Source organism: Polynucleobacter sp. AP-Kolm-20A-A1 (genome assembly GCF_018688315.1).
In the GTDB taxonomy this organism is placed as follows: domain Bacteria; phylum Pseudomonadota; class Gammaproteobacteria; order Burkholderiales; family Burkholderiaceae; genus Polynucleobacter.
Genome location: NZ_CP061315.1, coordinates 1,563,687 through 1,590,218, shown reverse-complemented (window position 1 = coordinate 1,590,218; position 26,532 = coordinate 1,563,687). Strand labels below are relative to the sequence as shown.

The 26,532-nt window shown below is 47.8% G+C and carries 21 protein-coding genes; 9 read left to right on the top strand and 12 right to left on the bottom strand.

The genetic code is table 11. The annotated features are described in order from the left end of the window. Window positions 1-15: 15 nt before the first annotated feature. Window positions 16-1,209, bottom strand: a complete 1,194-nt coding sequence (locus tag C2745_RS07940; protein WP_215384028.1) for an acetylornithine transaminase — start codon at window positions 1,207-1,209, stop codon at window positions 16-18. An 87-nt stretch (window positions 1,210-1,296) separates the two neighbouring features. After that, window positions 1,297-2,337 (bottom strand): CDP-6-deoxy-delta-3,4-glucoseen reductase, encoded by a 1,041-nt coding sequence (locus C2745_RS07935; RefSeq protein ID WP_215384026.1) that lies wholly within the window; start codon window positions 2,335-2,337, stop codon window positions 1,297-1,299. A gap of 36 nt (window positions 2,338-2,373) precedes the next feature. On the opposite strand from C2745_RS07935, the gene C2745_RS07930 reads away from it, so the two are divergent. Beyond that, window positions 2,374-3,261, top strand: coding sequence for an SDR family oxidoreductase (locus C2745_RS07930; protein ID WP_215385661.1), 888 nt, complete (start codon window positions 2,374-2,376; stop codon window positions 3,259-3,261). Here the strand turns inward: C2745_RS07930 and C2745_RS07925 are convergent. The 3 genes from C2745_RS07925 to C2745_RS07915 form a co-directional block, all read right to left on the bottom strand. Beyond that, window positions 3,242-5,014 carry a glutamine--tRNA ligase/YqeY domain fusion protein gene (locus C2745_RS07925; protein ID WP_215384024.1) on the bottom strand — a complete coding sequence of 591 codons (1,773 nt, stop codon included), beginning with the start codon at window positions 5,012-5,014 and terminating at the stop codon, window positions 3,242-3,244. The genes C2745_RS07930 and C2745_RS07925 overlap by 20 nt on opposite strands. 85 nt (window positions 5,015-5,099) lie before the next feature. Next, window positions 5,100-6,602, bottom strand: a complete 1,503-nt coding sequence (locus C2745_RS07920; RefSeq protein ID WP_215384022.1) for a tripartite tricarboxylate transporter permease — start codon at window positions 6,600-6,602, stop codon at window positions 5,100-5,102. Between the two features lie 19 nt (window positions 6,603-6,621). After that, window positions 6,622-7,083, bottom strand: a complete 462-nt coding sequence (locus C2745_RS07915) for a tripartite tricarboxylate transporter TctB family protein (protein WP_215384020.1) — start codon at window positions 7,081-7,083, stop codon at window positions 6,622-6,624. A 122-nt stretch (window positions 7,084-7,205) separates the two neighbouring features. Between C2745_RS07915 and alaS the strand changes: the two genes are divergently transcribed. Both alaS and C2745_RS07905 read left to right on the top strand, forming a co-directional pair. Continuing rightward, window positions 7,206-9,830, top strand: a complete 2,625-nt coding sequence (gene alaS / locus C2745_RS07910) for an alanine--tRNA ligase (RefSeq protein WP_215384018.1) — start codon at window positions 7,206-7,208, stop codon at window positions 9,828-9,830. Further along, window positions 9,827-10,072: a sulfurtransferase TusA family protein gene (locus tag C2745_RS07905; protein ID WP_371742983.1), complete on the top strand. Its 246-nt coding sequence runs from the start codon at window positions 9,827-9,829 to the stop codon at window positions 10,070-10,072. The genes alaS and C2745_RS07905 overlap by 4 nt, the downstream gene beginning before the upstream one ends. 101 nt (window positions 10,073-10,173) lie before the next feature. Here the strand turns inward: C2745_RS07905 and galU are convergent, their stop codons facing one another. Together galU and C2745_RS07895 are read right to left on the bottom strand one after the other, a co-directional pair. After that, entirely contained in the window at window positions 10,174-11,058 is an 885-nt protein-coding gene (gene galU / locus C2745_RS07900) for a UTP--glucose-1-phosphate uridylyltransferase GalU (protein WP_215384016.1), read from the bottom strand. A gap of 29 nt (window positions 11,059-11,087) precedes the next feature. Continuing rightward, on the bottom strand, window positions 11,088-13,979 hold the full coding sequence (locus C2745_RS07895; RefSeq protein ID WP_215384014.1) for a valine--tRNA ligase: 2,892 nt from the start codon (window positions 13,977-13,979) through the stop codon (window positions 11,088-11,090). 24 nt (window positions 13,980-14,003) lie between these two features. Between C2745_RS07895 and C2745_RS07890 the strand changes: the two genes are divergently transcribed. After that, complete coding sequence (locus C2745_RS07890) at window positions 14,004-16,370, top strand: UvrD-helicase domain-containing protein (protein ID WP_215384007.1); 2,367 nt, start codon at window positions 14,004-14,006, stop codon at window positions 16,368-16,370. A 12-nt stretch (window positions 16,371-16,382) separates the two neighbouring features. On the opposite strand, the gene C2745_RS07885 is transcribed toward C2745_RS07890, so the two are convergent. Genes C2745_RS07885 through C2745_RS07875 form a run of 3 tightly spaced genes read right to left on the bottom strand, consistent with a single transcriptional unit; the run spans window position 16,383 to window position 18,549 of the window. After that, window positions 16,383-17,162 (bottom strand): BPSS1780 family membrane protein, encoded by a 780-nt coding sequence (locus tag C2745_RS07885; protein WP_215384005.1) that lies wholly within the window; start codon window positions 17,160-17,162, stop codon window positions 16,383-16,385. After that, the gene (locus tag C2745_RS07880) at window positions 17,159-18,136 is read right to left on the bottom strand and encodes a homoserine kinase (RefSeq protein ID WP_215384003.1); all 978 of its coding nucleotides are present in this window, start codon (window positions 18,134-18,136) and stop codon (window positions 17,159-17,161) included. The genes C2745_RS07885 and C2745_RS07880 overlap by 4 nt, the downstream gene beginning before the upstream one ends. Window positions 18,137-18,153: 17 nt before the next feature. Then, complete coding sequence (locus C2745_RS07875) at window positions 18,154-18,549, bottom strand: hypothetical protein (RefSeq protein WP_251368317.1); 396 nt, start codon at window positions 18,547-18,549, stop codon at window positions 18,154-18,156. Window positions 18,550-18,644: 95 nt separating this feature from the next. Between C2745_RS07875 and polA the strand changes: the two genes are divergently transcribed. The 3 genes from polA to C2745_RS07860 are packed head-to-tail and all read left to right on the top strand — an operon-like array spanning window position 18,645 to window position 23,173. Then, a complete protein-coding gene (gene polA, locus C2745_RS07870) occupies window positions 18,645-21,473 on the top strand; it encodes a DNA polymerase I (RefSeq protein ID WP_215383999.1) in 2,829 nt (942 codons plus the stop codon). A 48-nt stretch (window positions 21,474-21,521) separates the two neighbouring features. Further along, window positions 21,522-22,394, top strand: a complete 873-nt coding sequence (locus tag C2745_RS07865; protein WP_215383997.1) for a dienelactone hydrolase family protein — start codon at window positions 21,522-21,524, stop codon at window positions 22,392-22,394. A gap of 5 nt (window positions 22,395-22,399) precedes the next feature. Continuing rightward, window positions 22,400-23,173, top strand: a complete 774-nt coding sequence (locus tag C2745_RS07860) for a ZIP family metal transporter (protein ID WP_215383996.1) — start codon at window positions 22,400-22,402, stop codon at window positions 23,171-23,173. A gap of 6 nt (window positions 23,174-23,179) precedes the next feature. Here the strand turns inward: C2745_RS07860 and C2745_RS07855 are convergent, their stop codons facing one another. Then, complete coding sequence (locus C2745_RS07855; RefSeq protein ID WP_215383994.1) at window positions 23,180-24,010, bottom strand: sulfurtransferase; 831 nt, start codon at window positions 24,008-24,010, stop codon at window positions 23,180-23,182. Window positions 24,011-24,067: 57 nt separating this feature from the next. Next, window positions 24,068-25,174 carry an SRPBCC family protein gene (locus tag C2745_RS07850; protein WP_215383992.1) on the bottom strand — a complete coding sequence of 369 codons (1,107 nt, stop codon included), beginning with the start codon at window positions 25,172-25,174 and terminating at the stop codon, window positions 24,068-24,070. 162 nt (window positions 25,175-25,336) lie between these two features. On the opposite strand from C2745_RS07850, the gene xseB reads away from it, so the two are divergent. Together xseB and C2745_RS07840 are read left to right on the top strand one after the other, a co-directional pair. Then, complete coding sequence (xseB, locus tag C2745_RS07845; protein ID WP_215383990.1) at window positions 25,337-25,570, top strand: exodeoxyribonuclease VII small subunit; 234 nt, start codon at window positions 25,337-25,339, stop codon at window positions 25,568-25,570. Further along, on the top strand, window positions 25,570-26,472 hold the full coding sequence (locus C2745_RS07840) for a polyprenyl synthetase family protein (RefSeq protein WP_215383988.1): 903 nt from the start codon (window positions 25,570-25,572) through the stop codon (window positions 26,470-26,472). Before xseB ends, C2745_RS07840 begins: the two co-directional genes overlap by 1 nt. Window positions 26,473-26,532 lie beyond the last annotated feature (60 nt).

Here is a 26,532-nt window from a genome sequence, read left to right as displayed (position 1 = left end):
GAGTGGCAGTAAGTCTTACGCCACTTCCTTGAGTAGCTCGCGCAGCATATTACACATCTGACGAATTTCATCATCAGACACATTCAGGGCTGGCATAAAGCGCAACAAGTTTGGTCTTGGAGAGTTAATCAACAATCCCTCGGGGTTACGATCGCGCGCAAGATCAACCAGTTTTCCACCGATATCTTTACCTAACATCAACGCGCGCAGTAAACCCTCGCCGCGTTCACCTTCAAGATTAAATTCAACGCAAAGCTTAAGTAACTCTGATTTCAGAAGTTCGCCTTTTGCTTTAACGCTTTCTAAAAATCCTGGTGCCAATAATTGCTCAATAACGCTCATGCCAACCGCAGTCATGAGAGGGTTGCCGTTATAGGTGCCGCCTTGATCGCCAGGTACGAAGCACGCCACCGCATCAGTCGCCAGAAGCGCCGCTAGCGGTACGCCACCACCAATACCTTTACCTAGGGTCATGATGTCAGGCTCGATACCGTAGTTTTGGTAGGCAAAGAGACTGCCTGTACGACCGCAGCCTGCCTGCACTTCGTCGGCAATCAGCAAAATATTATTTTCTTTAGTGAACTTACGTAGCTCACGCATAAATTCTTGAGTGGCTGGAATGACACCGCCTTCGCCCTGAACGGGTTCCAACATGACTGCAACCGTCTTATCGGTCACTAGCTTTTTAACGGATTCCAAATCATTTAAATCCGCTTTTGGGAAGCCTGCTACTTGTGGGGCAAACATTGTGTCCCAGTTTGGCTTTCCGGAGGCGCTCATTGTGGCTAATGTACGGCCATGAAAGCTGTGATCAAACGTGATGATCTCAAATGCGCCAGACTTGTTAAGTTGACCCCATTTGCGTGCGAGCTTAATCGCACCTTCATTTGCTTCGGCGCCGCTGTTAGCAAAGAAGACTTTGTCAAAGCAACTATTGTCTGTCAGGAGATTAGATAAGCCGATCATGGGTTCGTTATAGAACGCAGGGCTTGGATTGATTAACTTCTTTGCTTGCGCATTCAGTGCGTCAATCATGCCTGGGTTGCCATGACCTAAACAATTCACTGCCCAGCCTTGCAAGAAATCTAAGTAGCGTTTGCCATTGTTATCGGTCAACCATGAGCCCTTACCTTCGACCATGATGACTTCTGGGCGTGGGGTAATGAACATCACTGAGTGGGTGTCGATAGCTTGTGCTGGCTTATTCATGCTGGTTTGGGGTGATAGGTTAATGTGGGTCAATAAGGGCAAATAAGGTTTCTATTATCTCGCTGAATGGGATTTATGGCGCAGGACTTAGCTTGTAGCCAAATCCGCCGCGCTGGTAAACGAGTCGGCGAAGAATTCTTCATCTGGTAGCTGGCATTTGGCTGCAAAGTCATTTCTAGCGGCATTAACCATTACTGGGGCTCCGCATGCATAGACCTGAAAGCCCTTCAAATTGGGGTGGTCATCAATGACGGCTTGATGCACAAACCCGGTACGCCCCTTCCAATGGTCTCCAGCTAAGGCATCAGAAATGACGGGAATGTATTTGAAGTGTGCAATTTCTTTCGCCCAGGACTCGCAAAGCGCATTCATATAGAGATCGTTGGGACGACGTCCACCCCAGTAAAGATGAATGGGGCGCTCAATCTTTTTGATTTGCATTTGTTCAATAATGGATTTGATAGGGGCAAAGCCAGTACCTGCCGCTAAAAAGATGATGGGCTTTTTAGAATCTTCTCTTAAGAAAAAGCTACCCAAAGGACCTTCAAAGCGGAGGATATCTTTTTCTTTTAAAGCTGGAGTAACGGCGCCAAAAACAAAATCAGTAAATAAGCCGCCCGGCAGGTGGCGTATATGTAACTCAAGCGGACCCTCTTGTTCGGGGGCATTCGCAATCGAGTAAGCCCGGCGCTGACCATCCTTCAATAAAAACTCGAGATACTGTCCAGCCAAGAACTGGAAGCGTTCAGCAGCCGGAAGTTGCAACTTTAAAATGGCAACATCACTGCTAGGTTTGCTAATTGTGTTGACGCGGCAAGGTACTTTACGAATGGCAATATCGCCAGCCCCTTGAACTTCGCGAGCTTCTATTAATAGGTCTGACTGCGGGTGGGCGCAGCAGAATAAAATCCCGCCTGCTGTCTCATCGGCTTTGCTAAGGGCGCTTTCACTATGCTGACCATGGCTTACTTGACCTTCTAAAATCTTTCCCTTACAGGATCCGCAGGCGCCATTTTTGCACCCATAGGGTAAGTTAATGCCTTGGCGGAGAGCGGCCTCCAGGAGATTCTCATCTGGATTGACGGTAAATTGTTTGCCGCTCGTTTTGAGCGTGACCTGATGAGACACTCTCATTCCTTTCAATAAATCGTTACGATGTTACTTATGCAATCTTTTGGTAAACCTTCAATCCTGATTATTGGCTGCGGAGACATTGGTCTTCGGGTGGCTAGGCAGCTCTCTAGAAGTCATCGTATTTATGCGCTCACTTCTCAACAAGCTCGTTTTCAGGAGTTGAGGGAGGTTGGCGCGATCCCTATTTTGGGTAACCTGGATCATCCAGAGACCCTTTGGCGCCTCAGTGGTTTAGCTCAAACCGTCATTCATTTGGCGCCACCTCAAAACAGTGGAAATCGTGATTGCCGAACCCGCAACCTACTTCTAATTTTAGCCCAAGGCTCCAATGCTGTCAGGCGCCTGATCTATATCAGTACTACGGGCGTATACGGTGATCACCAGGGTGGAAGGGTAAGTGAGGTAACTCCGGTCAATGCCCAAAGTGAGCGCGCTAAAAGAAGAGTGGATGCGGAGCAGATGCTTCGTCTATGGGCGCCCGCCCATGGCGTTGTTTTAACGATTTTGCGCGTACCTGGAATTTATGCTGCTGACCGTTTACCAATCGATCGCCTTCATGCGCAAACACCTGCTTTGCTATCCGAAGAAGATGCCTACTCCAATCACATTCATAGTGATGATTTAGCTAGACTGGTTTGCGCGGCGGTTTTTCACGGCAAACCCCAGCGCGTTATTAATGCCTGTGATGGAGGTGAAACCAAAATGGGTGATTACTTTGACGAAGTAGCTGATGCATTTGGGTTGGAAAGACCGAAACGCTTACCTGGCAACGAGTTGCAGAAGCTAGTGAGTCCAATGCTGTGGTCATTTATGCGCGAGTCACGCAGAGTCACTAACACCCGCTTGCATGAACTCAAAACGCCGCTACGCTATCCGAGCGTAGGACATTTTCTGAAAACTATTTCCAAGAATCCTTAAGGCCAACCGTACGGTTAAATACAGGCTTACCAGGTTTGGAGTCATTCTTATCAGCAACGAAGTAGCCATGACGCTCAAACTGGAAGCGATCTTCCGGTTTGGCATCTTTCATGCAAGGCTCTAGGTAAGCGGCAATGGTTTGCTTAGAGTTTGGATTGATTGCGTCTAAGAAATTCTTATCGCCGCTATCTGGATGTGGATCACTAAAGAGATGATCGTAAAGACGTACTTCAGTTGGAATAGCTTCAGCAGCACTGATCCAGTGAATATTGCCTTTTACTTTGTAATTATTAGATCCTGGAGTGCCGCTCTTGCTGTCCGGGAAGTGTGTCACATTGACTTGGGTAACGTTACCCTGTGCATCTGTTTCATAGCCGGTGCACTCCACCACAAAGCCATGACGCAAACGTACACGGCTACCAGGTTGATCACCAATCGGTGGGTACAGTCTGAAAAAGCCTTTGATAGGTTCTTGCATAAAATCATCCGCCTCAATCCATAGCTCACGCGTGAAATGAAATTCACGGTTGCCCCATTCGGGATGATTGGGATGACGTGGTGCAGAGCAAGCTTCTTTTGCTGACGCATCAAAGTTTTCAACTACGAGCTTAAGCGGTTTTAAAACAGCGGTTGCACGTGGCGCTCTAACTTCAAGATCATCGCGTAGCGCTTGATCTAGTGTGCTCATGTCAATCCAACTATCCGCTTTAGAGACGCCAATACGCTCACAGAACAAGCGAATGCTTTCTGGCGTGTAACCACGACGACGTATGCCGACGATGGTTGGCATACGCGGATCATCCCAGCCCTCTACATGGTTTTCTTCCACCAATTGCAACAACTTTCGCTTGCTGGTGATGGTGTAGGTTAGGTTGAGGCGTGCGAATTCATATTGATGCGGGACAGGGTCTTTAAAGACGCCAAGCTCTTTGAGGGAGCTCACAATCCAGTCGTACAGCGGGCGATTGTTCTCAAACTCCAGTGTGCATATGGAGTGGGAGACATTTTCTAATGCATCCGAGATGCAATGTGTGAAGTCATATAGAGGATAGATACACCATTTGCTGCCAGTGCGGTGGTGATCGGTATGGCGGATGCGATAAACCACAGGGTCGCGCATCACAATATTCGGGTGCGCCATATCAATCTTCAGACGCAGTACATGTTCACCATCCTTGAACTTGCCATCACGCATATCGCGAAATAACTGTAGATTCTCTTCCGGGCTGCGATCGCGATAAGGGCTGTTTTTTCCAGCTTGGCCAAAGTTGCCGCGATTAGTGTGAATGTCATCTGCACTTTGACTATCAACGTAGGCCTTGCCATTCTGAATTAAGACTTCGGCAAATTCATAGAGGCGATCAAAGTAATCACTCGCGTGATAGAGGTGAGTGCCCCAATCAAAACCAAGCCACTTCACTGCATCCAAAATACTGTCAGCGTATTCCACATCCTCTTTAACTGGATTGGTGTCATCTAAGCGCATATTGCAGCGCGCACCACCAGCTTGAGCGTTGTAGTCAGCAGCTAGGCCGAAGTTTAGGCAAATACTTTTGGCGTGACCAATATGTAAGTAGCCGTTTGGCTCCGGCGGAAAACGCGTGATGATGGATGGGATAGCTTGGCCCGCTAAATTAGTGCGCTGTGAAAAAGCTCCGCTTGCTAAATCATGGTCAATGATCTGGCGTAAGAAGTTGGATGACTCGGCTACAGCGCCGGTATTTGCTTTGGAGGGTTTGCTATCTTGGGACATAGCCACATTGTAGAGAAAACCCTGTGGCCTATAAAGAAAAAGCCCGCAAACTGCTGCGGGCTTGTTTCTGGGGAGTTCGTGAGAATTAATCCTCTACGAAAGCCTCTTCGCGAGTCTTCTTCACTGCTGGCAAGGCCACGATCACTACCAAGAGGGCTGCTGCGATCAGCAGGCCTAAGGAAAGTGGGCGGGTTACAAAGGTGGAGAAGTCGCCACGGGATAGTAGTAGGGCGCGACGGAAGTTCTCTTCCATCATTGGTCCGAGCACGAAACCCAAAAGCAATGGAGGAGGTTCGCAACCGAGTTTGAAGAATAGGTAACCAATCAAGCCGAAACCTGCTGTTACATAAACGTCAAATACAGTGTTGTTCACGGTGTACACACCAATACAGCAGAACACCAAAATGGCTGGGTAGAGGAAGCGATAAGGAATCTTCAAGAGCTTTACCCAGATACCAATCAAAGGCAGGTTCAAGAGGATCAACATCACGTTACCGATCCACATAGAAGCAATCAGACCCCAGAAGAGTGCTGGATTGCTAGTCATTACTTGTGGGCCTGGCTGGATGTTGTGAATAGTCATCGCGCCAACCATCAAAGCCATCACAGCATTTGGTGGGATACCTAATGTGAGCAATGGGATGAATGAGGTTTGAGCTGCAGCGTTATTTGCTGCTTCTGGACCTGCAACACCCTCAATCGCACCCTTACCAAATTCATGGCTGTACTTAGACGATTTTTTCTCAACCGAGTAAGCACCAAACGCTGCCAAAGCTGCGCCGCCGCCTGGCAGGATGCCCAAGATAGAGCCAATAGTGGTGCCGCGCAAGATTGAGGGAATCATGCGCTTCACGTCGGTCTTGGTAGGAACCATGCTGGTGAGTTTGTTGAGGAAGCCTTCGTCTTCGCCAGTCTTTTCAAGGTTGCCCATGATTTCTGCGAAACCGAATACACCCATCGCAACAGCTACGAAGCCGATACCGTCACTCAATTCAGGGATATCAAACGCATAGCGAGATACACCAGAGTTCACGTCAGTACCGATCAAACCCATCAAGAGACCCAAGATGATCATGCCAATCGCCTTGATCAAAGAGCCTGATGCCAGTACAACCGCACCGATTAAACCTAAGACCATCAAGGAGAAGTATTCAGCAGGACCAAACTTAAATGCGAGTTGTGAGAGTGGGGCAGCAAAAGCAGCCAATACCAAAGTCGCAACGCAACCTGCGAAGAATGAGCCCATACCAGCGGTAAAGAGCGCAACACCAGCTCGACCATTGCGGGCCATTTGGTAGCCATCGATCGCGGTCACCACCGACGACGTCTCCCCCGGAATATTCAACAAAATTGCTGTTGTAGAGCCGCCGTACTGTGAGCCGTAATAAATACCAGCCAACATAATCAAGGCAGCAATCGGAGGCAATGCGTAGGTAGCTGGCAACAACATTGCAATCGTTGCGATTGGGCCAAGGCCTGGCAATACGCCAATCAAGGTTCCCAGGATACAACCGATAAGGCAGTAAAGGAGGTTTTGTAATGTGAACGCGGTATCAAAACCGAGAGCTAAGTTAGCAAATAAATCCATTTTTCAGAGTCCCGGTTCGTTATTGTTGTAGGAATACAGGCAGGAGTGGGAACTGAAGTTTCAGACCCAACACAAACACTGAATAAGTAAATGCAACGAGGAAGCCAGCATTAATTAATGAGCCCTTCCAGGTGAATTCTTTGCTAGCACTTGCTGATACCAATACCAGAACAACTACAGCGATCAAGAAGCCTAAGCGAGGTAAAAGCAAGCCGTAAAGCACTACCGAACCAGTGATCTGGGCAATGATGCGCCAGTTAAATTTTGGGATGCTTTCAATTGCAGCTTTTGCACTCAGTGACTGAACTAAAACCAATACGCCCAATAAGGCCATTAGGATGCCCAAAAAGAATGGGAAATAGCCGGGGCCCATTTTGGCAGCAGTGCCCATTGGGTACTGAGTAGCCATAATGGCGAAAAAGAGGCCAATAACCATGTACATGATTCCGGCCCCAAAATCCCGTTGATTGCGAATTTTCAAGTTGCTCTCCTTGTTTGTCGACTTGAATGCCGATTTTATTGATGTTGTGGGATTGTAAGGCAGGTTTAGGTCTTCTTGTCTAGCGTTTGCCCTAGGCTAGTGCCAATGCGATAATTATTGCCATGAAAGTCTCCCAAATTCGCCAGGCGTACCTGGATTTCTTTGCCCAAAAAGGCCACCAAATCGTCCCATCCAGCCCAGTAGTGCCGGGGGATGACCCCACCCTGCTATTTACGAATGCGGGCATGAACCAGTTTAAAGACGTGTTTTTGGGCTTTGATAAGCGCTCTTATAACCGCGCCACCACCGCCCAAAAGTGCATCCGAGCCGGCGGCAAACACAATGATTTGGATAACGTGGGCTATACAGCCCGCCACCATACCTTTTTTGAAATGCTGGGTAATTTCTCCTTTGGGGACTATTTCAAAAAGGATGCGATTCAATTTGCTTGGGATTTATTGACTCAAGTATTTAAGTTGCCCAAAGAAAAACTCTTGGTAACGGTGTACGCCGAAGACGATGAGGCTTATGAAATTTGGAATAAGCAAATCGGTGTGCCTGCTGATCGCATTGTTCGTATCGGCGATAACAAAGGCGCTCGTTATGCATCAGATAATTTTTGGATGATGGGCGACACAGGTCCCTGCGGACCTTGTACAGAAATTTTTTACGATCACGGTGATCATATTCCTGGCGGTCCTCCTGGAAGTCCAGATGAAGATGGTGATCGCTTTATCGAAATTTGGAATAACGTGTTCATGCAGTTCAACCGCGATGAAGCGGGTGTGATGCATCCTCTGCCAAAACCAAGCGTTGATACGGGGATGGGTCTAGAGCGTATTGCAGCTGTCTTGCAGCATGTTCACTCTAACTATGAGATTGACCTCTTCGTCAATCTCCTCAAGGCTTCCAAGGAGGCGGTGGATGCTGCTGGTGGCGAGAACTGTGATGCGAGCAGCCCCTCACTGAAGGTGATTGCCGATCATATTCGCGCATGCAGTTTCATTGTTGTAGATGGCGTCATTCCTGGTAATGCTGGTCGTGGTTATGTACTGCGTCGTATTGCACGTCGTGCGATTCGTCACGGTTACAAGTTAGGTGCACGTAAACCATTCTTCTATCAATTAGTCCCTGCGCTTGTAAAAGAAATGGGTGATGCTTACCCAGAATTGCGTGCCGCACAAGATAAAGTCAGTGAAGTAATCAAGCAAGAAGAAGAGCGCTTCTTCCAAACGATTGCTAATGGTATGGAAATTTTGGATGGTGCTTTGGCAGGTGGTGCAAAAGTGGTCGATGGTGAGACGGCATTCCGCTTACATGACACTTTTGGTTTCCCATTGGATTTAACGGCTGACGTTTGTCGCGAGCGCGGTGTGACTGTTGATGCAGATGGCTTTGAAGTGGCCATGCAAAAGCAGCGCGATCAAGCAAGAGCTGCCGGTAAGTTCAAAGTTGCCCAGGGCTTGGATTACAAGGGCCAGCCAACCCAGTTCCATGGCTATGACACCCTAAAACATGAAGGCGCCAAAGTGACGGCCCTGTATGTGGATGGTTCAGCCGTCCCATCAGTTAAGGCTGGCGATTCTGCCGTGATTGTTCTGGATAACACCCCTTTCTACGCTGAATCTGGCGGCCAGGTTGGCGATAAAGGCGAACTTCGCAATGAAAGCATCCGTTTTGCCGTAGAAGACACTTTCAAGATCCAGGCCGACGTGTTTGGTCATCAGGGTGAAGTTCTTGAGGGCGAGCTCAAGGTGGGTGATGTCCTCAATGCATTAGTAGATACGCAGCAAAGAACCGATACGATGCGCAACCACAGCGCTACACATATTTTGCATAAAGCATTGCGTGAAGTGTTGGGCGATCATGTGCAACAAAAAGGTTCCTTAGTAGATGCCACTAAGACCCGTTTTGACTTTACGCACAATGCGCCAATTACTGCAGAACAAATTCGTCGCATTGAAGATATTGTGAATCAGGAGATTCTTGAAAATACAGCGACTTCAGGCAAGGTGATGTCATTGGACGACGCACAAAAGACTGGCGCCATGATGCTATTTGGCGAGAAGTACGGCGATGAAGTACGCGTTCTAGAGATTGGTTCTTCTAAAGAATTATGTGGCGGTACGCACGTGTCTCGTACGGGTGATATTGGTAGCTTGAAGATTGTTTCTGAGGGTGGTGTCGCTGCTGGCATCCGCCGTGTTGAGGCCGTAACAGGCAGCAATGCATTGCACTTCTTGCAAGGCTTGGAAGACAAGATCAATGAGGCTGCAGCGATTCTGAAAACCCATCCAGGGGATTTAGTAAATCGTGTAGCGCAGCTCCAAGAGAGTCTGCGTCAAGCTGAGCGTGAATTAGAAAAAGTGAACTCGAAGTTAGCTGCAAGCCAAGGTGACGAGTTAGCCGGCCAGGCAGTGGATGTCAATGGCATCAAAGTGCTTGCTGCTCGTATGGATGGCGCTGATGCTGGTGTCCTTCGTGAAACTATGGACGCATTAAAAGCAAAGCTGAAAACTGCCGCTATTGTGCTGGCATCTGTTCAAGGCGATAAGGTTAGTTTGATTGCTGGCGTTACAGCAGACTCTATTGGCAAAGTAAAGGCGGGCGATCTCGTGAACTTTGTAGCTCAACAAGTGGGTGGCAAAGGTGGCGGCAAACCAGAAATGGCGATGGCTGGCGGAACGGATCCAAGTAAGTTAGGCGCTGCTTTGGCTGGCGTAAAAGACTGGGTAGCAGCCAAATGAGTGAAGCAATCAACATTGCCTTTAATGCAGAAGTAGACGCCATTGGAATGAACTGCCCATTGCCGATTCTGCGCACCAAAAAAGCTTTGGCCACTATGCAGTCGGGCGAAGTCTTAAAAATCAAGGCTACAGATGCGGGCGCTGCCCACGACTTTCCTGCCTTTGCTAAGCAAACCGGTAACGAGTTGCTTGCAAGCACTACTGAGGGCGATGTTTTGGTTTTCTTTATGAAACGTAGGTAGTTAGCAAATTCATCGCCATTCTTAGTGGCGGATTCAAACGGTGATCACCAAAACAAAAGGCAGAGACGAATCTCTGCCTTTTTTATTTCAGCTGAAAACGATTACGTTAAAGAGCGGCTTTTGAGGTAGGCGGCAAAGTCGGCCGATACTTCAGGGTGACGCAGGGCAAACTCAACTGATGCCTTGAGATAGCCAAGCTTGCTGCCACAGTCATAGCGCACACCATCGTACTCATATGCAAATACCGGCTCTTCTTTTAGTAAAGAGGCGATCGCATCAGTCAGTTGGATCTCGCCGCCAGCACCAGGCTTGAGATTGCGAATATGGCTAAAGATATCGGAGGAGAGAACGTAGCGCCCAACAACAGCAAGGTTTGAGGGGGCATCCTTTGGTTGAGGCTTTTCTACAATGCCGTTTAAACGGTAGATGCCTTTGGCAACCTCATCCCCTGAAACGATGCCGTAAGAGCTGCTCTTTGCAGGGTCAATTTTTTCTACCGCAACTACTGAACCATTTTGCTCTTCAAATACTTTGAGCATTTGCTTGAGTACAGGTGGTTGGCCATCCAATAAATCATCAGCCAAAATAATGGCGAATGGTTCGTCACGCACCAACTTTTCAGCACATAAAACAGCATGTCCTAAGCCGAGGGCTTCAGGTTGACGAACATAGACGCAATCTACATGGCTTGGTTTAACGCTGCGAACAATATCCAGAAGAGCCTGCTTATTTTTGGCTTCGAGCTCAGCTTCTAATTCATAGGCTTTATCAAAGTGATCTTCAATAGCGCGCTTGCTGCGGCCGGTAACAAAAATCATTTCTGTAATGCCGGCGGCAATGGCTTCTTCAACAGCGTATTGAATGAGCGGCTTATCGACTACATTGAGCATCTCTTTAGGACTTGCCTTGGTTGCTGGCAAGAAGCGAGTACCCAAGCCTGCAACTGGGAAGACCGCTTTGGTAACTGCTTTGGTGCTTAATGGCATATTGCTTCCAATCGCTTTTTGGCTGGTATTTATTTAAGACGCTCTAATTGTGCAACAAGCTTCTCATGGTTTTGCTCAAAGCCTGCAAGGCGTTGTTTTTCTTGGGTAACTACCTCAGCTGGGGCTCGCGCTACAAAGCTTTCATTGGTCAATTTGCCCTTAGCTTTGTTGATTTCGTTCGCTAAGCGCTCAATTTCCTTGCCAAGGCGGATGCGCTCAGCAGCAACATCTACCTCAATCTTCAGAAGCAGCTTGATATCGCCTACTAGAGCGATTGGTGCGCCTGGAGCATCTTTTTCTAAGGCGGACTCATCGGCGTAGATTTTGACTTCCGTTAACTTGGCCAGTGCCATGAGATAAGGTGTGGCCTTTTCTAGGAAAGCTTGTGGTCCAAAAATCCAGAGTGGCACTTTTTGACCTGGAGGAACTTGCATCTCACCACGTAGGTTACGGCAAGCATCCACAATCGCTTTGATCTGCGCTACCCAGGCTTCACTCTGCTCATCAATCTTTTCAGGCTGAGAGATAGGGTAGGGTTGGAGTGCAATTGTCTGCTTAGTTTGTTTGGCTAATTCTTTTCCAGACTTAGGCCCAACCGTTTGCCATAGTGTTTCAGTAATAAATGGGATCAATGGATGCGCCATACGTAATATCGTTTCCAGAACACGCAACAAGGTGCGGCGAGTAGCGCGTTGTTGCGCTGGTGTGCCGGTTTGTAGTTGTACCTTAGCAAGCTCTAAGTACCAATCGCAATACTCATCCCAGACAAATTGGTAAATGCTGCTGGCGATATTGTCAAAGCGATAGTTCTCAAAGCCTTTGGCAACATCAGCCTCAGTTCTTTGGAGTTGAGAGACGATCCATTTATCTGCAGGCGAAAAGTCTAAATAACCTTCAGGACCGCATTGGTTATCGCACGGCGCCAAACCATTGTCCTCATCGCTGCCAGAGCAGTTCATGAGGACAAAGCGAGTCGCGTTCCACAGTTTGTTGCAGAAATTGCGATAGCCTTCACAACGCTTTTGATCAAAGTTGATGTTGCGGCCAAGCGAGGCTAAAGATGCAAAAGTAAAGCGCAGGGCATCTGTACCAAATGCCGGAATGCCATCCGGAAATTCTTTTTTAGTTTTCTTGCTGATGCTCTCAGCTTGCTTTGGATTCATGAGGCCAGTAGTTCTTTTGCCTACCAACTCCTCAATCTTGATGCCGTCAATCAAATCGATTGGGTCCAAAGTGTTGCCTTTGGACTTACTCATTTTCTGTCCTTCGGCGTCACGCACTAAGCCGTGAACATAAACGGTATGAAACGGCACTTTTCCGGTGAAGTGGCAAGTCATCATGACCATGCGCGCCACCCAGAAGAAGATGATGTCAAAACCCGTAACCAGAACAGATGAAGGTAAAAAATGGTTAAGGGCGGGCGTTTCTTCTGGCCAGCCCAACGAGCTAAATGGCACAAGGGCAGAGCTAAACCAGGTATCTAGTACATCGGGATCGCGGTTGAGTTTGCCGGTATAGCCTGCAGTGGTAGCTTTAGCCTTGGCTTCGTCTTCTGACCGTGCCACAAATATCTGGCCATCGTCACCATACCAAGCTGGGATTTGGTGACCCCACCAGAGTTGGCGAGAGATGCACCAGTCCTGAATATTTTCTAGCCACTGGGTATAAGTGTTAATCCAGTTTTCTGGAACCAACTTGATATCACCCTTAGTGACGGCGTCTAATGCTGCACCAGCAATGGATGAACCAGGTTGATACTTGTTGTCTGGACTCGGCTTAGACATCGCCACAAACCATTGATCAGTGAGCATTGGCTCAATGATGGTTTGGGTGCGGTCACCGCGTGGCACCATTAATTTATGCGGCTGAACTTTTTCTAATAAGCCGGCAGCGTCTAAGTCAGCAACAACTTGTTTGCGTGCTGCAAAACGTTCCATGCCCTGGTATGCCGCTGGAGCATTCTCATTAATTTTGGCATCTAAAGTCAGGATGTTAATGAGTGGTAATTGATGGCGTTGGCCTACTGCGTAGTCGTTGAAGTCATGTGCAGGAGTTACTTTTACAACGCCAGTGCCAAAGTTCAAATCAACGTAGTCATCAGCAATCACCGGAATCTGGCGATCACATAATGGCAAATTCACTGACTTACCAATAAGGTGTTTATAGCGCTCATCTTCTGGGTTCACCATGACGGCAACGTCACCCAGCAAGGTTTCTGGGCGAGTAGTAGCAACCGTTAAGTGACCGGAGCCATCGGCCAATGGATAGCGGATGTGCCACATTGAGCCATCTTCTTCTTCGCTTACCACTTCTAAGTCAGAAACTGCGGTACCTAAAACGGGATCCCAGTTAACCAAACGTTTGCCGCGATAAATTAAGCCTTGCTCGTGTAAGCGGACAAATACTTCCACCACTGCTTTGGACATCTTGCTGTCCATTGTGAAATATTCTTTTCCCCAGTCGATCGACGCGCCTAGGCGACGAATTTGTCTGGTGATCGTATTGCCGGAAGTTTCTTTCCACTCCCATACTTTTTCTAAAAACTTTTCACGACCGAGGTCATGGCGGGAAATTTTTTGCGCATCAAGTTGGCGTTCAACAACAATCTGGGTAGCGATACCGGCGTGATCGGTGCCAGGTACCCACAGGGTATTTTTACCTGTCATACGAGCATGACGCACTAAGCCATCCATGATGGTTTGATTAAAGGCGTGACCCATATGGAGGGTGCCCGTCACATTTGGTGGGGGCAGCTGAATAGAAAAATCACCCTTACCCTCATCTATAGTGGAATCAGCAATACCCCGGCGTTCCCACTCTGGACCCCAGTAGGCCTCTATCGGGGCGGGTTCATAGGATTTGGCGAGCTCGTCCGCTGAGCTGGCCGCTGGTGAATTAGGGGTATTTGAGGCATTTGGCATAAGAGGCAAATTATAATTGGGCTGATGTACTCAGACTTGCTCGCGAACCTCAATCCAGAACAGCGCGAGGCAGTGACCCTCCCGCCCGTTAATGAAAATGGCCAAGCCCAATCAGCCTTGATTTTGGCTGGGGCAGGGAGCGGCAAGACCCGCGTCCTCACCACCCGTATAGCCTGGTTGATTCAGACCGGTCAGGTATCCCCTATTGGCGTCCTGGCGGTGACCTTTACCAATAAAGCCGCCAAAGAGATGATGTTGCGCTTAAGTGCAATGTTGCCGATTAATACCCGGGGTATGTGGATTGGCACCTTTCACGGTCTTTGCAACCGTTTATTGCGAGCACATCACAAAGAGGCGGGTCTACCGTCAACTTTCCAGATTCTGGATACACAGGATCAACTCTCTGCGATTAAGCGTTTATTAAAGGGCTTAAAGGTTGATGATGAAAAGTATCCGGCCAAGCAGTTGCAATACTTTATTGCCCACGCCAAAGAACGCGGTCAACGTGCAAAAGATTTGTCAGTCGGCGATGACTTTCAAGCCAAGATGGCGCAACTGTATGCTGCATATGATGAGCAATGCCAGCGTGAAGGCGTAGTGGATTTTGCTGAACTCTTATTGCGCAGTTATGAATTGCTCAAGCACAGCGAAGCTATTCGGACGCATTACCAAGAGCGTTTCCGTCATATTCTGATTGATGAGTTTCAAGATACCAATGCTTTGCAATATGCATGGCTCAAATTGTTATCAGGCCATGATGCAAGCCGTATTAATGTTAGCGGTATGGGTAGCAGCTCTGTATTTGCAGTTGGTGATGATGACCAAAGTATTTACGCATTCCGCGGCGCTGACGTAGAAAATATGCGTCTTTATGAGAAGCAATACCACCCCTTAATGGTGAAGTTGGAGCAGAACTATCGCTCACACGGACATATTCTGGATACCGCAAATCATTTGATTGCTAATAACTCAGAGCGTCTTGGTAAAAACCTGCGCACCGATGCTGGTCATGGCGAGCTGGTCCGCATCTATGAGGCTCCAAGTGACCACGCAGAGGCCGCATGGCTGGTTGATGAAATTAAAGCCCTAGTAAATAGCGGCATCAAACGTACTGAAGTGGCTTTGCTTTATCGCAGTAATGCGCAGTCTCGGATTATTGAGCACGCATTATTTTCTGCGGGTATTCCGTATCGCGTATATGGTGGCTTACGCTTCTTCGAGCGCGCTGAAATTAAACACGCACTTGCTTATTTACGTTTGCTTGAGAACCCAAATGACGACACTTCATTCTCTCGAGTTGTAAATTTCCCAACTCGCGGTATTGGCGCAAGATCGATTGAAGCACTGCAAGATGCTGCTAGAGCACAGCAATGCTCTTTATATTTAGCGGCATCCACTTTGGAAGGTAAAGCTGGTGCAGCGCTTGGTGGATTTGTGCGCCTGGTAGACCACATGCGTGAGGCTACCCGTCACAACACTTTGCCAGAAACAGTTGAGTTTGTGATTCAGCACAGTGGCTTGATTCAGCACTACCTCTCAGAGCGTGAGGGGCAAGACCGCGTTGAGAACTTGCAAGAATTGATTAACGCAGCAACGGCCTTTATTGCAGAAGAAGGTTATGGCCAAGATGCTGCGGCTGCCATGCTGCCCGGCGAGAATGCACCAGGTGTTGTCGAAGTGTCACCTTTGGCGGCTTTTTTATCTCATGCTTCATTGGAGGCAGGGGATAACCAGGCGCAAGCTGGTCAAGACGCAGTCCAGCTGATGACTGTGCATTCTGCTAAAGGCCTGGAATTTACATCTGTGTTTATTACTGGCCTTGAAGAGGGTTTATTCCCACACGAGAATAGTGTGAATGAGCAGAATGGCCTGGAAGAAGAACGTCGCTTAATGTACGTTGCTATTACACGCGCCAAGGAGCGCTTATATCTCTCGCATACGCAATCACGGATGTTGCATGGTCAAGTGCGCTACAACATGCCATCCCGCTTCTTAGAAGAGCTGCCATCTGATTCCTTAAAGTGGCTCACCCCCAAAGCGAGAGATGCTCGTTGGGGTGGTGGCAACTCAAGATCAGGATCCACTTGGCAAGATGGCTATACCCGTCAACGCGAATACGAATCTAATGACTTTTTTGATTCAGGCTCCGAACACCCAAGACCAACTAAGCGAGTTGGCTCAGCCTCTATGGAGGTGAAAAGATTGGCTTCTCCTCCGCGTGGAAATTATCCATTCACCATTGGGCAGAACGTATTTCACACCAAGTTTGGTGAGGGTCGTGTGACTGGGTTAGAGGGCGTAGATGCGGATGCGCGTGCGCAAGTCAATTTCAAACGTCACGGCATTAAGTGGTTACAACTGAGTATTGCGAAGTTAGCTGCGATTGATTAAGTTGTTAATCAACTAAGCTGAAAGAACCACTTCATCTTCTGTAAAGCAGGCCTTCCAGGCCGCATAAAAAGAGCAGTGCATCACTGTTAAACCTGCCATAGAGATGGGGGCGATGATGAAAGATGCTGCTTGCCCTAAATCCATTGCGTCAAAGATCATTCCTACAGTCAGTGGAATAGCAATCAGAATCGCGCTCCAAATAGCCAGATAGAAAAAGAAGACTCCCTTATTAGTCCAGCATGCCAAGCAGCTTGAGAAGAGTGCTTGGGGCACTGACATGTCAGCCCACGCAATCAGGATCGGTGAAAACCACATCAACATGGCTACTGGCACATACAACATAGCGCCAAAGAATAAAACTAAATACACTTGGCGAAGCGCTTCAGGGGTAATGGTTTTATCGCTTGTCATCAGCGGAAGAAGCATTTCAAAATCTACCAATAGACTTAAGATAAAACTTAAGAGCAAAATCATGGCGGCATATACCAAGCCTAGCTGCAGAATTCTTTTACGCACAATCACGCCAGATTGCAACGCCACTAAATACACTATAGGTCTGATACGTTCCTTTTGGATGGCTTGGCGACAGGCGGTCATAAAACCAACTGCTAGAGTTGGTGTAAGTAGTAGAACTACAAAAACACCGATCACCGGAATAATTACCGCTAGTTGTGCGGCAAATACATACATAAAGACCAGCATTAGAAAGCCAATGGGGTTCTGCTTGAATAGCCAGATTCCTTGCCTAATCCAGGTATAGCCATCCTTAGGTTCTACAGAATTGAGTTTCATAAGCAGCGACGACTCAAGAGAATGCGCTCAAAGTGGGCTGGGTCATGAGGGGTCAGCATCTGTGCATCGCGCGGCAAGTAAAAGTCCCACAATCTGGATACCCAGAAACGTAAGGCGGCAGCGCGCAGCATGAGTGGCCAACTCGCTTGCTCCTCTTTGGTTAGTGGACGTACCGCTTGATATGCCTTCATGAAAGCATCCAAACGCGCAGGGTCTAAATCTTGTTTGTTATCAGCAAGGCACCAATCATTTGCGGTGACTGCAACATCAAATAGCCACTTATCAGTTCCGGCGAAGTAGAAATCGAAGAAGCCGCCCAGATGGTCTTGGGATGGGTCGGCAGATTCTTTTGGATCAAATAAGACATTGTCACGAAATAAGTCGCAATGACTTGCCCCTTGCGGAAGGGCATCGTAGTTGCTTGACGCAAAGAATGCCTCCTGTGTTGCCAGCTCATGAGTGAGCAACTCTTTTTGCGATGTATTTAAATGTGAAAGCACTAAGGGGATTGTTTTTTGCCACCAAGCTAGACTGCGAAGATTTTCTTGGGCCTTAGAAAAGTCTTTGCCAGCTAAGTGCATCTTCGCCAGCATTTCACCAACAAGTGCACAATGATTTGTTTCTGGCTGAAGTCTAGAAAGCCCTGGCAGCTTGGTCACGATGGCGGCTGGCTTGCCTTTGAGGGTAAAGAGAATTTCGCCTTGCTTGTTCTCAAGTGGCTTGGGAACGGGGATGCCTTTGTTAGCCAAGTGGCGCATCAACTCAAGGTAGAACGGGAGTTGTTCGGCAGATAATCTTTCGAAGATGGTTAAAACATATTCCTGCTTCTTGCCATCTTTGGTGGTATCTAAGAAAAAGTTTGAGTTCTCGATACCGCCATGAATGCCGCGTATTTCACTGGCTTGGCCAATATCAAAGTCTTGAGAAATCCAATTGGAAATATCTGCAAGTTCGATCGGAGTAAATACAGCCATAAACCAGGGTACGTAAATTATTTAAAAGGAATGCTGATGCTTGGTACGCTAATCAAATCTGTTTCTTTTGGCGGTCCAGGCATAACGGATGTAGGCGGCGCCATCTCGTAACTTGTATAGGGGGTTTTTACGTCCACTTGCGTTGGCGCATTGACATCTCTGTACTCGGTAACTGTAGTGCCATTCTTATCTTTATATTGATAGTTTGGCTTGCGTGCCTCAGGTGCACTCACTGCGCCAGAGGCGCTCACCGCAGGGGCAAGCGGTTGATTATTGATGCGGTTTAATTCTGATGGGCTTAATGCTTGGCTGTTATTCTGGGCTTGGGCAGAAGTGGCTCCAAAAAGACCAAAAACCACCAAAATGCTCATAAGAGCTAGGCTTTGGCCCATTGAGCGACTAATCGAGTTCATTAAAGAATGCATTTTTTCACCTTTTTAAGCCTACTCTCGGGCGGTTCCTTAACCAGACCTGTAGGCAATTCACAACTAGATTGTACGATTGCGGTATGACTAAACATAGACTCTTGTTGGTAGACGGCTCTAGCTACCTCTATCGCGCCTTCCACGCCATGCCAGACCTCAGAAATGGGGCTGGAGAGCCCACAGGGGCTATTTATGGCATGGTCAATATGATGCGCCGGGCCAGATCCGAACTCAAGGCTGACCATATAGCCTGTGTTTTTGATGCCAAGGGCAAGACATTCCGTGACGAGATGTACTCGGAGTACAAAGCCCATCGTTCCCCAATGCCAGAGGATTTGGTCAAACAAATTGAGCCCATCCATGCAATGGTCAAAGCTCTAGGCTGGCCGGTATTAATGGTTTCGGGTGTTGAGGCTGATGACGTCATTGGCACTTTGGCTTGTCAAGCCACGCAAGCTGGTTGGGAAACAATCATTTCTACAGGTGACAAAGATTTAGCGCAATTAGTAAATCCTTCCGTCACTCTCATTAATACGATGACAAATGAGAGGTTAGATATTGAGGGCGTGAAAGAAAAATTTGGCGTTCCTCCTGAATTGATCGTAGATTATTTATCCATCATCGGCGACACCGTTGATAACGTGCCGGGTGTTCCAAAGGCTGGACCAAAAACCGCGAATAAATGGTTGGCAGAATTTGGCAATCTTGATAACTTGATGGCCAATGCAGATCAAGTAAAGGGTGTGGTTGGTGAAAACTTACGCGCTACTCTGCCTTGGCTTCCGCAAGCACGCCAGCTCATTACAGTAAAAACGGATTGTGATTTATCACCGCATTTGCCAGGTTTAGATGACCTGCATGCTAAGCCAGAGGACGCGCCTTTGCTGCGTGAGTTATTTGATCGCTATGCATTTAAGACTTGGTTACGCGATGTCGAGAAACAGCTCACAAGCCCAGAGAATAAAGGCCCTGAGGCAGCAAGCTTTGATTTGGCTGGCACTCCAATTGCCTCTACAGAAAATAATATAGAGACAGAAAAAAAGATCCGCACTATTGCTAGTTCACCAACAAAAGATTTATCGCAAGAGATGCGAGATTCACAAGATGCTATCGAGCGTCACTATGAATGTGTGGTCGATGAAGCAGGTTTGGAGAGGTGGTTAAAGAAGATTGAATCTTCTTCACTGACAGCCGTTGATACTGAAACTACGAGTTTGGATGCGCTCGCTGCAGAGTTGGTTGGCATTTCTTTATCTGTTAAACCAGGTGAGGCTTGTTATATCCCGGTTGCACATCGCAATGGTGAGGCACAACTTGATCGTGATTTAGTGCTTGCTCGCATGAAGCCCTGGTTGGAAAGTGTGACACATTTAAAAGTGGGTCAAAACTTAAAGTACGACGCTCACATATTTGCAAACTATGACATCACCCTAAAAGGGGTCGCGTTTGATACCTTGCTTGAGTCTTATGTGCTCGAGTCGCATCTTCCGCACAATATGGATAGCTTAGCTGAGCGCCACCTAGGCATGAAAACTATCCGCTATGAAGAGGTGTGTGGCAAAGGAGTTCATCAGATTGGTTTTGATCAGGTTGACCTCAAAATCGCGACAGACTATGCGGCTGAAGATGCTGACATTACCCTACGCTTACACCTAGAGTTATGGCCGCAGATCCAGGAAAACCAAGGCCTGCAGTACATCTATGAAAAAGTAGAGATGCCTGCCATGCGCGTGCTTGGGATCATGGAGCGCAATGGTATTCGGATTGATTCCGCGCTGCTTGCAAAACAAGGGCAGCAGGTAGGCAAGCGCCTTTTGGAGCTTGAGGGTGAGATTCATAAGCTCGCAGGTCAGCCTTTTAATATTCAGTCGCCTAAACAAATTGCAGAAATTCTATTTGGCCAGCTTGAGCTTCCGGTGATTAAAAAGACACCGTCTGGAGCGCCCTCTACCGACGAAGAGGTGCTGCAGAAACTGGCTGAAGACTATCCACTGCCAGCACGCATCTTGGACTATCGTAGTTTGGCAAAACTAATGTCGACCTATATTGAGAAGCTCCCTCGCATGGCAGACCCTAAGACGGGGCGCGTACATACGAACTTCTCGCAAGCGACGGCAGTCACGGGGCGCCTGGCATCAAGCGACCCCAATATTCAAAATATTCCTGTGCGCACAGAAGAGGGTCGACGCATACGAGAGGCGTTTATTCCTGCGGATGGCTGTAAATTACTGTCAGCCGATTATTCCCAAATTGAATTACGCATCATGGCGCACATTGCTGAAGATGAAAACTTACTAGCTGCATTTAGGGATGGTAAAGACGTACACCAAGCTACTGCTGCAGAAATCTTTGGCGTTCCTTTGGATGACGTGAACTCAGAGCAGCGTCGTTATGCCAAGGTCATTAACTTTGGACTCATTTATGGCATGAGTGCTTTTGGTTTAGCGGGTAACTTGGGCATCGAGCGTTCTGCTGCGCAAAATTACATTGCCAAATACTTTGATCGCTATCCAGGGGTAGCTCAATACATGGAGCGTACCCGTCTTGAGGCTAGAGAGAATGGCTATGTCGAGACTGTTTTTGGTCGACGTCTTTGGTTGCCAGAAATTAAAGGTTCTAATGGACCACGTCGTCAGGGTGCTGAGCGTGCAGCAATCAATGCCCCAATGCAAGGTACCGCTGCAGACTTAATTAAGCTGGCCATGATCGCTGTTGAGGATTGGCTGGAAAAGGAACAGTTAAAAACCAGAATGCTCCTTCAGGTCCACGATGAATTGGTCTTTGATGTACCTTTGGATGAAATTGAGCTGCTGCAAGCAAAGTTGCCTGATTTAATGTGCCATGTTGCCGATCTGAAGGTGCCTTTGGTAGTTAGTATTGGGATTGGCGATAATTGGGAAGAAGCTCACTAAGTATTGCTTGATGAAGTAACGAAAAAATAGAAACAAGGAGACAAAGCCATGAGTAAAGATATTCAAAACAGTCGACGCAATTTTATAAAGACGTCTGCTCTAGGTGCAACCGCTATTGGAGTTGGTTTTGTAGCGGCATCGGAGCCTGTGATGGCTGCAGCCATTGAAACAGATTTCAAGGGCATCAAAGCTGGCGAGCAAATGATCTCGATTGGGAGCTTTCAGTTGCCAGCATATGTTTCTCGACCAGAAAAGTCGAAGGGCTCTTTACCTATCGTGATTGTTGTTAGTGAAATTTTTGGTGTGCATGAATATATTGCTGATGTGACTAGACGCTTTGCGAAGTTGGGATATCTTGCGATTGCTCCAGAATTCTTTACGCGTGCAGGCGACCCAAATACTTATGGAACGATTGCGGAGATTCAGCAAAATATCGTAGCCAAAACTCCGGATGCGCAAGTTTTAAATGATTTGCAAGCTGCATTGGTATGGGCTGGCAAAAATGGTGGCGATCTCAAGAGAGTTGGCGTTACTGGATTCTGCTGGGGTGGCCGAATTACTTGGCTTTCAGCAACCTTGCCACAAGTGCGTGCAGGTGTAGCTTGGTATGGTCGTCTGATTGGTGAGAAGACAGAAAATAGTCCACGTCATCCTGTAGATATTGCGGCCGACTTGAAGGCGCCGGTACTTGGTTTATACGGAGCTGCTGATACTGGAATCTCGCTGGAGAGTATTGACCAAATGCGCGCTGCATTAGCGGCTGCCTCAAAAAATCCTGTAGCTAAGGCTTGTCAATTTGAGGTTTATCCTGATGCGCCACACGCTTTCCACGCAGACTATCGCGCCACCTACCGTGAGGGTCCTGCAAAAGACGGCTGGGAAAAATGTATTGCCTGGTTTAAGAAAAACGGAGTCGCTTAATCTTTATGTCAGTTTTACAAAGCATCCTCTTGGTTACTGCGCTAGCGGGTACTGCTAGCGTATTGGTGGCTGCGAGCTGCTCTTTGCCCATGCTTTCAAAGATGGTCAACAACATGGTGAGCTTGTCAGTGGGTATCTTGCTGGCAACGGCATTGCTACATTCGCTGCCTGAAGCATTTAGCATGGAAGGTGCAAGACCCCAACTCTTATTTGCCACTTTGCTTGCCGGCTTATTGGGTTTCTTCTTGCTGGAGAAGATTGCTTTATTGCGTCACGATCATCACCATGAGGGCGATGGTCACCACCACCATCATGGCCATGATGCTGAAAATGCAGGCCGTAGCGGATGGATGATTTTGGTCGGTGATGGCATCCATAATTTTGTGGATGGTATCTTGATTGCTGCTGCTTTCATGGCTGACTACCAAGTGGGTATCTTCACCGCCATTGCCATCATTGCTCATGAGATTCCTCAGGAGATTGGCGATTTCATTGTCTTGCTCAATGCCGGCTTCTCTCGTGCGCGCGCATTGCTTTATAACTTTATCTGCGGCTTGTCAGCAGTGGTGGGTGGCGTGCTTGCCTACTTCTTCTTGGAGCGTGCGCATGCAGCGATGCCTTACTTGCTAGTCATTGCTTCTAGTAGCTTTATCTATATTGCGGTGAGTGATCTCATTCCGCAAATGCACCGACGCCCTCACTGGGCAGAGTCTTTACGTCAAACAGTCTTGATTGCTTGCGGCGTAGGATTTGTCATTCTGCTATCCCTGCTGCATTAATAAAGCTTAGAGTTCTACCGGCCTCTTGGTGTCTGCGCACCACTCACTCCAACTTCCAGCATACAGGCGCGAACCTTTAAATCCGGCGAGTTCCATGGCTAGTAAGTTATGACAAGCCGTAACACCTGATCCACATTGATGAATCACTTCAGATGCCTTGATAGAGCCAAGTAATTCTGAAAACTCCTTGAACAATTGTTCTGGGGTTTTGAATGCTGTTGCATTGAGATTATTTTTAAAGAAGCGATTCATCGCGCCAGGAATATGTCCGCCTACGGGATCCAATGTTTCATTTTGACCATGGAAGCGGTCTTCTGCGCGCGCATCGAGGATTTTGTTTTTCTGGGTTTGTAGATTGCCAAACACTTCGTCAACTAAGACGAGGCCAGCATATGGCATCACACCAATATTCTGGGTGCAAGGGGCGGGTGCCCTGGGTACGCTACCCATTGGACCATTCCAAGCATCCAATCCTCCGTCCAGTACGCGAACATTGGCATGCCCCGTGGCTTTCAGCATCCACCAAAGGCGGCTAGCGTAAACGGATCCTTGCTTGTCATAGGCAACCACAAGCGTATTTGGGTTGATGCCTAGGCGGGTTTTGGTTTGTGCCCATGCCTCTGGGCTTGGAAGAGGGTGCCGACCATTAGCGCCAGTCTTAGGTCCTGATAAGTCTTTATCTAGATCAACATAGATAGCGCCTGGGATATGGCTTTCTTCGTAGGATTTTTTTCCAATCAGTGGATCCACTAAATCAAAGCGGCAATCACAGAGCAATACATTCTCACCGCTATTAATGATTTCTTCTAACTGGTTTGCTGAAATTAGAGGAGTCATGGTGCTTCCTATGATTAGTGATGAGAATGGTTAGTGAAAAACGGATGCTCTTCTTGATTATGCGCCTTCAAACTTCATTACGCGGCGATACCATTCATGAAAATGTTGCATACCATCTTCCATCGGGCTTTGATACGGACCCACTTCATTGATGCCGCGTGCAAACAGCGCCGCACGACCTTGATCCATGCGCTCACCAATTTCATCATCTTCGATGCAGGTTTCCATGTAAGCGGCACGTTCTGCTTCAACAAATTCACGTTCGAATAAAGCGATTTCTTCTGGGTAGTAGAACTCCACAATGTTGCGGGTTTTGCTGGGCCCCATTGGGTGTAGTGTTGAAACACAGAGAACGCCTGGGTACCATTCCACCATCACATTCGGGTAGTAGGTGAGCCAGATAGCCCCGTGGCGCGGGGCTTTGCCGTCAAACTGACGAAGCACTGCTTCGTGCCAGTTGCGGTAAGTTGGTGAGCCTGGGTTTTGTAAGTCTTTATGAATACCCACGGTTTGAACGCTATGCCAATCACCAAATTCCCAGTGCAGATCTTCGCAAGAAACAAACTTCCCTAAGCCCGGATGAAATGGCACAACGTGATAGTCCTCGAGATAAACCTCAATGAATGTTTTCCAGTTGTAGTTGCAATCGTGAACTTCAACATGATCAAGTACGTAACCATCAAACTTCAAGTCATCAGCAACGCCCAGTTTGGCAAGATCGGCACGTACATCACGTGGACCCTCAAACAATAGACCTTGCCAATTTTGTAGTGGTGACTTACCTAGATTTAAACAAGGCTTATCTTCAAAGTGTGGGGCACCCAATAAATTGCCACCTAAGTCATAGGTCCAGCGATGTAATGGGCAAACAATATTGTCGGCTTTGCCACGACCGTTGAGCATTAATGCTTGACGATGGCGACAAACGTTGGAAAGTAGCTCTACGCCAGATTCATTGCGAACGAGGATGCGACCTTCGTTTTCGGCGCTTAAAGTTTGATAGGAGCCAACCTCGGGCACCATGAGTTCGTGGCCAACATAGCCAGGCCCCTGCTTAAAAAGCAGTTCAATTTCCCGCTGATACAAGTCAGCGTCAAAATATGCCGAAACCGGCAGTTGTAGATTGGACGGCGCAAGCTTCTGCGCGGTAGCCAGATTAGTCATTCTCCCCACCCCCGAAAACGTCAGCCGAAGCTAAGCGGAATAACCAATCCAACCATCGACGGATCGATATTGGAAAGGAAGGGGTGGATTATACCCATCCAAAGGGCTTCTCGCTTTAATATGTAGGGCTATCCGTGTGGGAAATACGAAGGAAACAAGCTTATGGCAACCAAGAAGTCCGAGAGTCAAAAACCTGGTTTAGAGGTCCAAATCGACCCTGATCTTCGTTATGAGCAGGCTGTAAAAGAGCTGGAAAAGCTCATTTCTGACATGGAGTCCGGCAAATTTTCTCTGGAAGAAACTTTATTGGCCTATCAAAGAGGGGCAGCCTTACTGAAGCATTGTCAGGGCGTACTCGCACAAGTTGAGCAACAAGTTCGCGTTTTTGAGGCCTAATGTCTAGCGTTTTTCAATTTCAGGAGTGGATCACTTCTCACTCTGAACGAACCGAGCGAGCCTTAGATCGTTTGCTTGATTCTGCGCAGACAACTCCGCATCGTTTGCATGAGGCGATGCGTTATGCGGCGCAAGGTGGTGGCAAGCGTATTCGCCCTCTACTGGTTTACGCAGCTGGTCAGCTTGGCGACAAAACGGATGCAGCTAGAGCTGAATCATTGGATGCCGCCGCAGTGGCAATTGAATGTATTCATGCTTACTCATTAGTGCATGATGATCTACCTTGCATGGATGACGATGATTTGCGTCGTGGTCGCCCAACAGTTCATAAGGCATATGACGAAGCAACCGCGCTACTGGTTGGCGACGCATTACAAACTCGAGCCTTTGAAATTCTGGCCAATGCAAACGGTGATGCGCAGGTACGTCTGAAAATGATTGCAGCATTAGCTGCAGCGTCAGGCTCTCGCGGCATGGCTGGTGGACAGGCAATTGACTTGGAGAGCGTTGGCAAAACCTTGGATTTGCCAGGCTTGCAACAAATGCATGCTATGAAGACTGGCGCCCTGTTGTCATGTGCAGTTGAGCTGGGTGGAATTGCAGCACATCTCAATGCTGCGCAAATGGCGTGTCTCGAGAACTACTCCAAATCATTGGGGTTAGCGTTTCAGATTGTGGATGATGTACTAGACGCTACTGCAGATAGCCAAACCTTGGGCAAGACGGCTGGTAAAGACGCTGCTGCGAATAAGCCAACCTACGTGACCTTGATGGGTTTAGACTATGCACAGAAGCAGGCAAAAGAATTGCAAGAATTGGCAATCGCTAGCTTAGATAGTTTTGGCGCACAGGCGCAAGCATTAAAAGATTTAGCTCTCTTGGTTGTCAATCGCGGCAAATAAGAAAGAAGAAAGACTCGTAGACACACTAGAGATATTCATTAGTACAGATTATTTAGATTT

Coding starts and splice junctions, on each gene's coding strand:
- C2745_RS07930 (WP_215385661.1), top strand. CDS start 2,374: ATGCAATCTTTTGGTAAACCTTCAATCCTGATTATTGGCTGCGGAGAC.
- alaS (WP_215384018.1), top strand. CDS start 7,206: ATGAAAGTCTCCCAAATTCGCCAGGCGTACCTGGATTTCTTTGCCCAA.
- C2745_RS07940 (WP_215384028.1), bottom strand. CDS start 1,209: ATGAATAAGCCAGCACAAGCTATCGACACCCACTCAGTGATGTTCATT.
- C2745_RS07890 (WP_215384007.1), top strand. CDS start 14,004: ATGTACTCAGACTTGCTCGCGAACCTCAATCCAGAACAGCGCGAGGCA.
- C2745_RS07860 (WP_215383996.1), top strand. CDS start 22,400: ATGTCAGTTTTACAAAGCATCCTCTTGGTTACTGCGCTAGCGGGTACT.
- C2745_RS07875 (WP_251368317.1), bottom strand. CDS start 18,549: ATGAACTCGATTAGTCGCTCAATGGGCCAAAGCCTAGCTCTTATGAGC.
- C2745_RS07855 (WP_215383994.1), bottom strand. CDS start 24,010: ATGACTCCTCTAATTTCAGCAAACCAGTTAGAAGAAATCATTAATAGC.
- C2745_RS07920 (WP_215384022.1), bottom strand. CDS start 6,602: ATGGATTTATTTGCTAACTTAGCTCTCGGTTTTGATACCGCGTTCACA.
- galU (WP_215384016.1), bottom strand. CDS start 11,058: ATGCCATTAAGCACCAAAGCAGTTACCAAAGCGGTCTTCCCAGTTGCA.
- C2745_RS07850 (WP_215383992.1), bottom strand. CDS start 25,174: ATGACTAATCTGGCTACCGCGCAGAAGCTTGCGCCGTCCAATCTACAA.
- C2745_RS07905 (WP_371742983.1), top strand. CDS start 9,827: ATGAGTGAAGCAATCAACATTGCCTTTAATGCAGAAGTAGACGCCATT.
- C2745_RS07925 (WP_215384024.1), bottom strand. CDS start 5,014: ATGTCCCAAGATAGCAAACCCTCCAAAGCAAATACCGGCGCTGTAGCC.
- polA (WP_215383999.1), top strand. CDS start 18,645: ATGACTAAACATAGACTCTTGTTGGTAGACGGCTCTAGCTACCTCTAT.
- C2745_RS07840 (WP_215383988.1), top strand. CDS start 25,570: ATGTCTAGCGTTTTTCAATTTCAGGAGTGGATCACTTCTCACTCTGAA.
- C2745_RS07885 (WP_215384005.1), bottom strand. CDS start 17,162: ATGAAACTCAATTCTGTAGAACCTAAGGATGGCTATACCTGGATTAGG.
- xseB (WP_215383990.1), top strand. CDS start 25,337: ATGGCAACCAAGAAGTCCGAGAGTCAAAAACCTGGTTTAGAGGTCCAA.
- C2745_RS07895 (WP_215384014.1), bottom strand. CDS start 13,979: ATGCCAAATGCCTCAAATACCCCTAATTCACCAGCGGCCAGCTCAGCG.
- C2745_RS07880 (WP_215384003.1), bottom strand. CDS start 18,136: ATGGCTGTATTTACTCCGATCGAACTTGCAGATATTTCCAATTGGATT.
- C2745_RS07865 (WP_215383997.1), top strand. CDS start 21,522: ATGAGTAAAGATATTCAAAACAGTCGACGCAATTTTATAAAGACGTCT.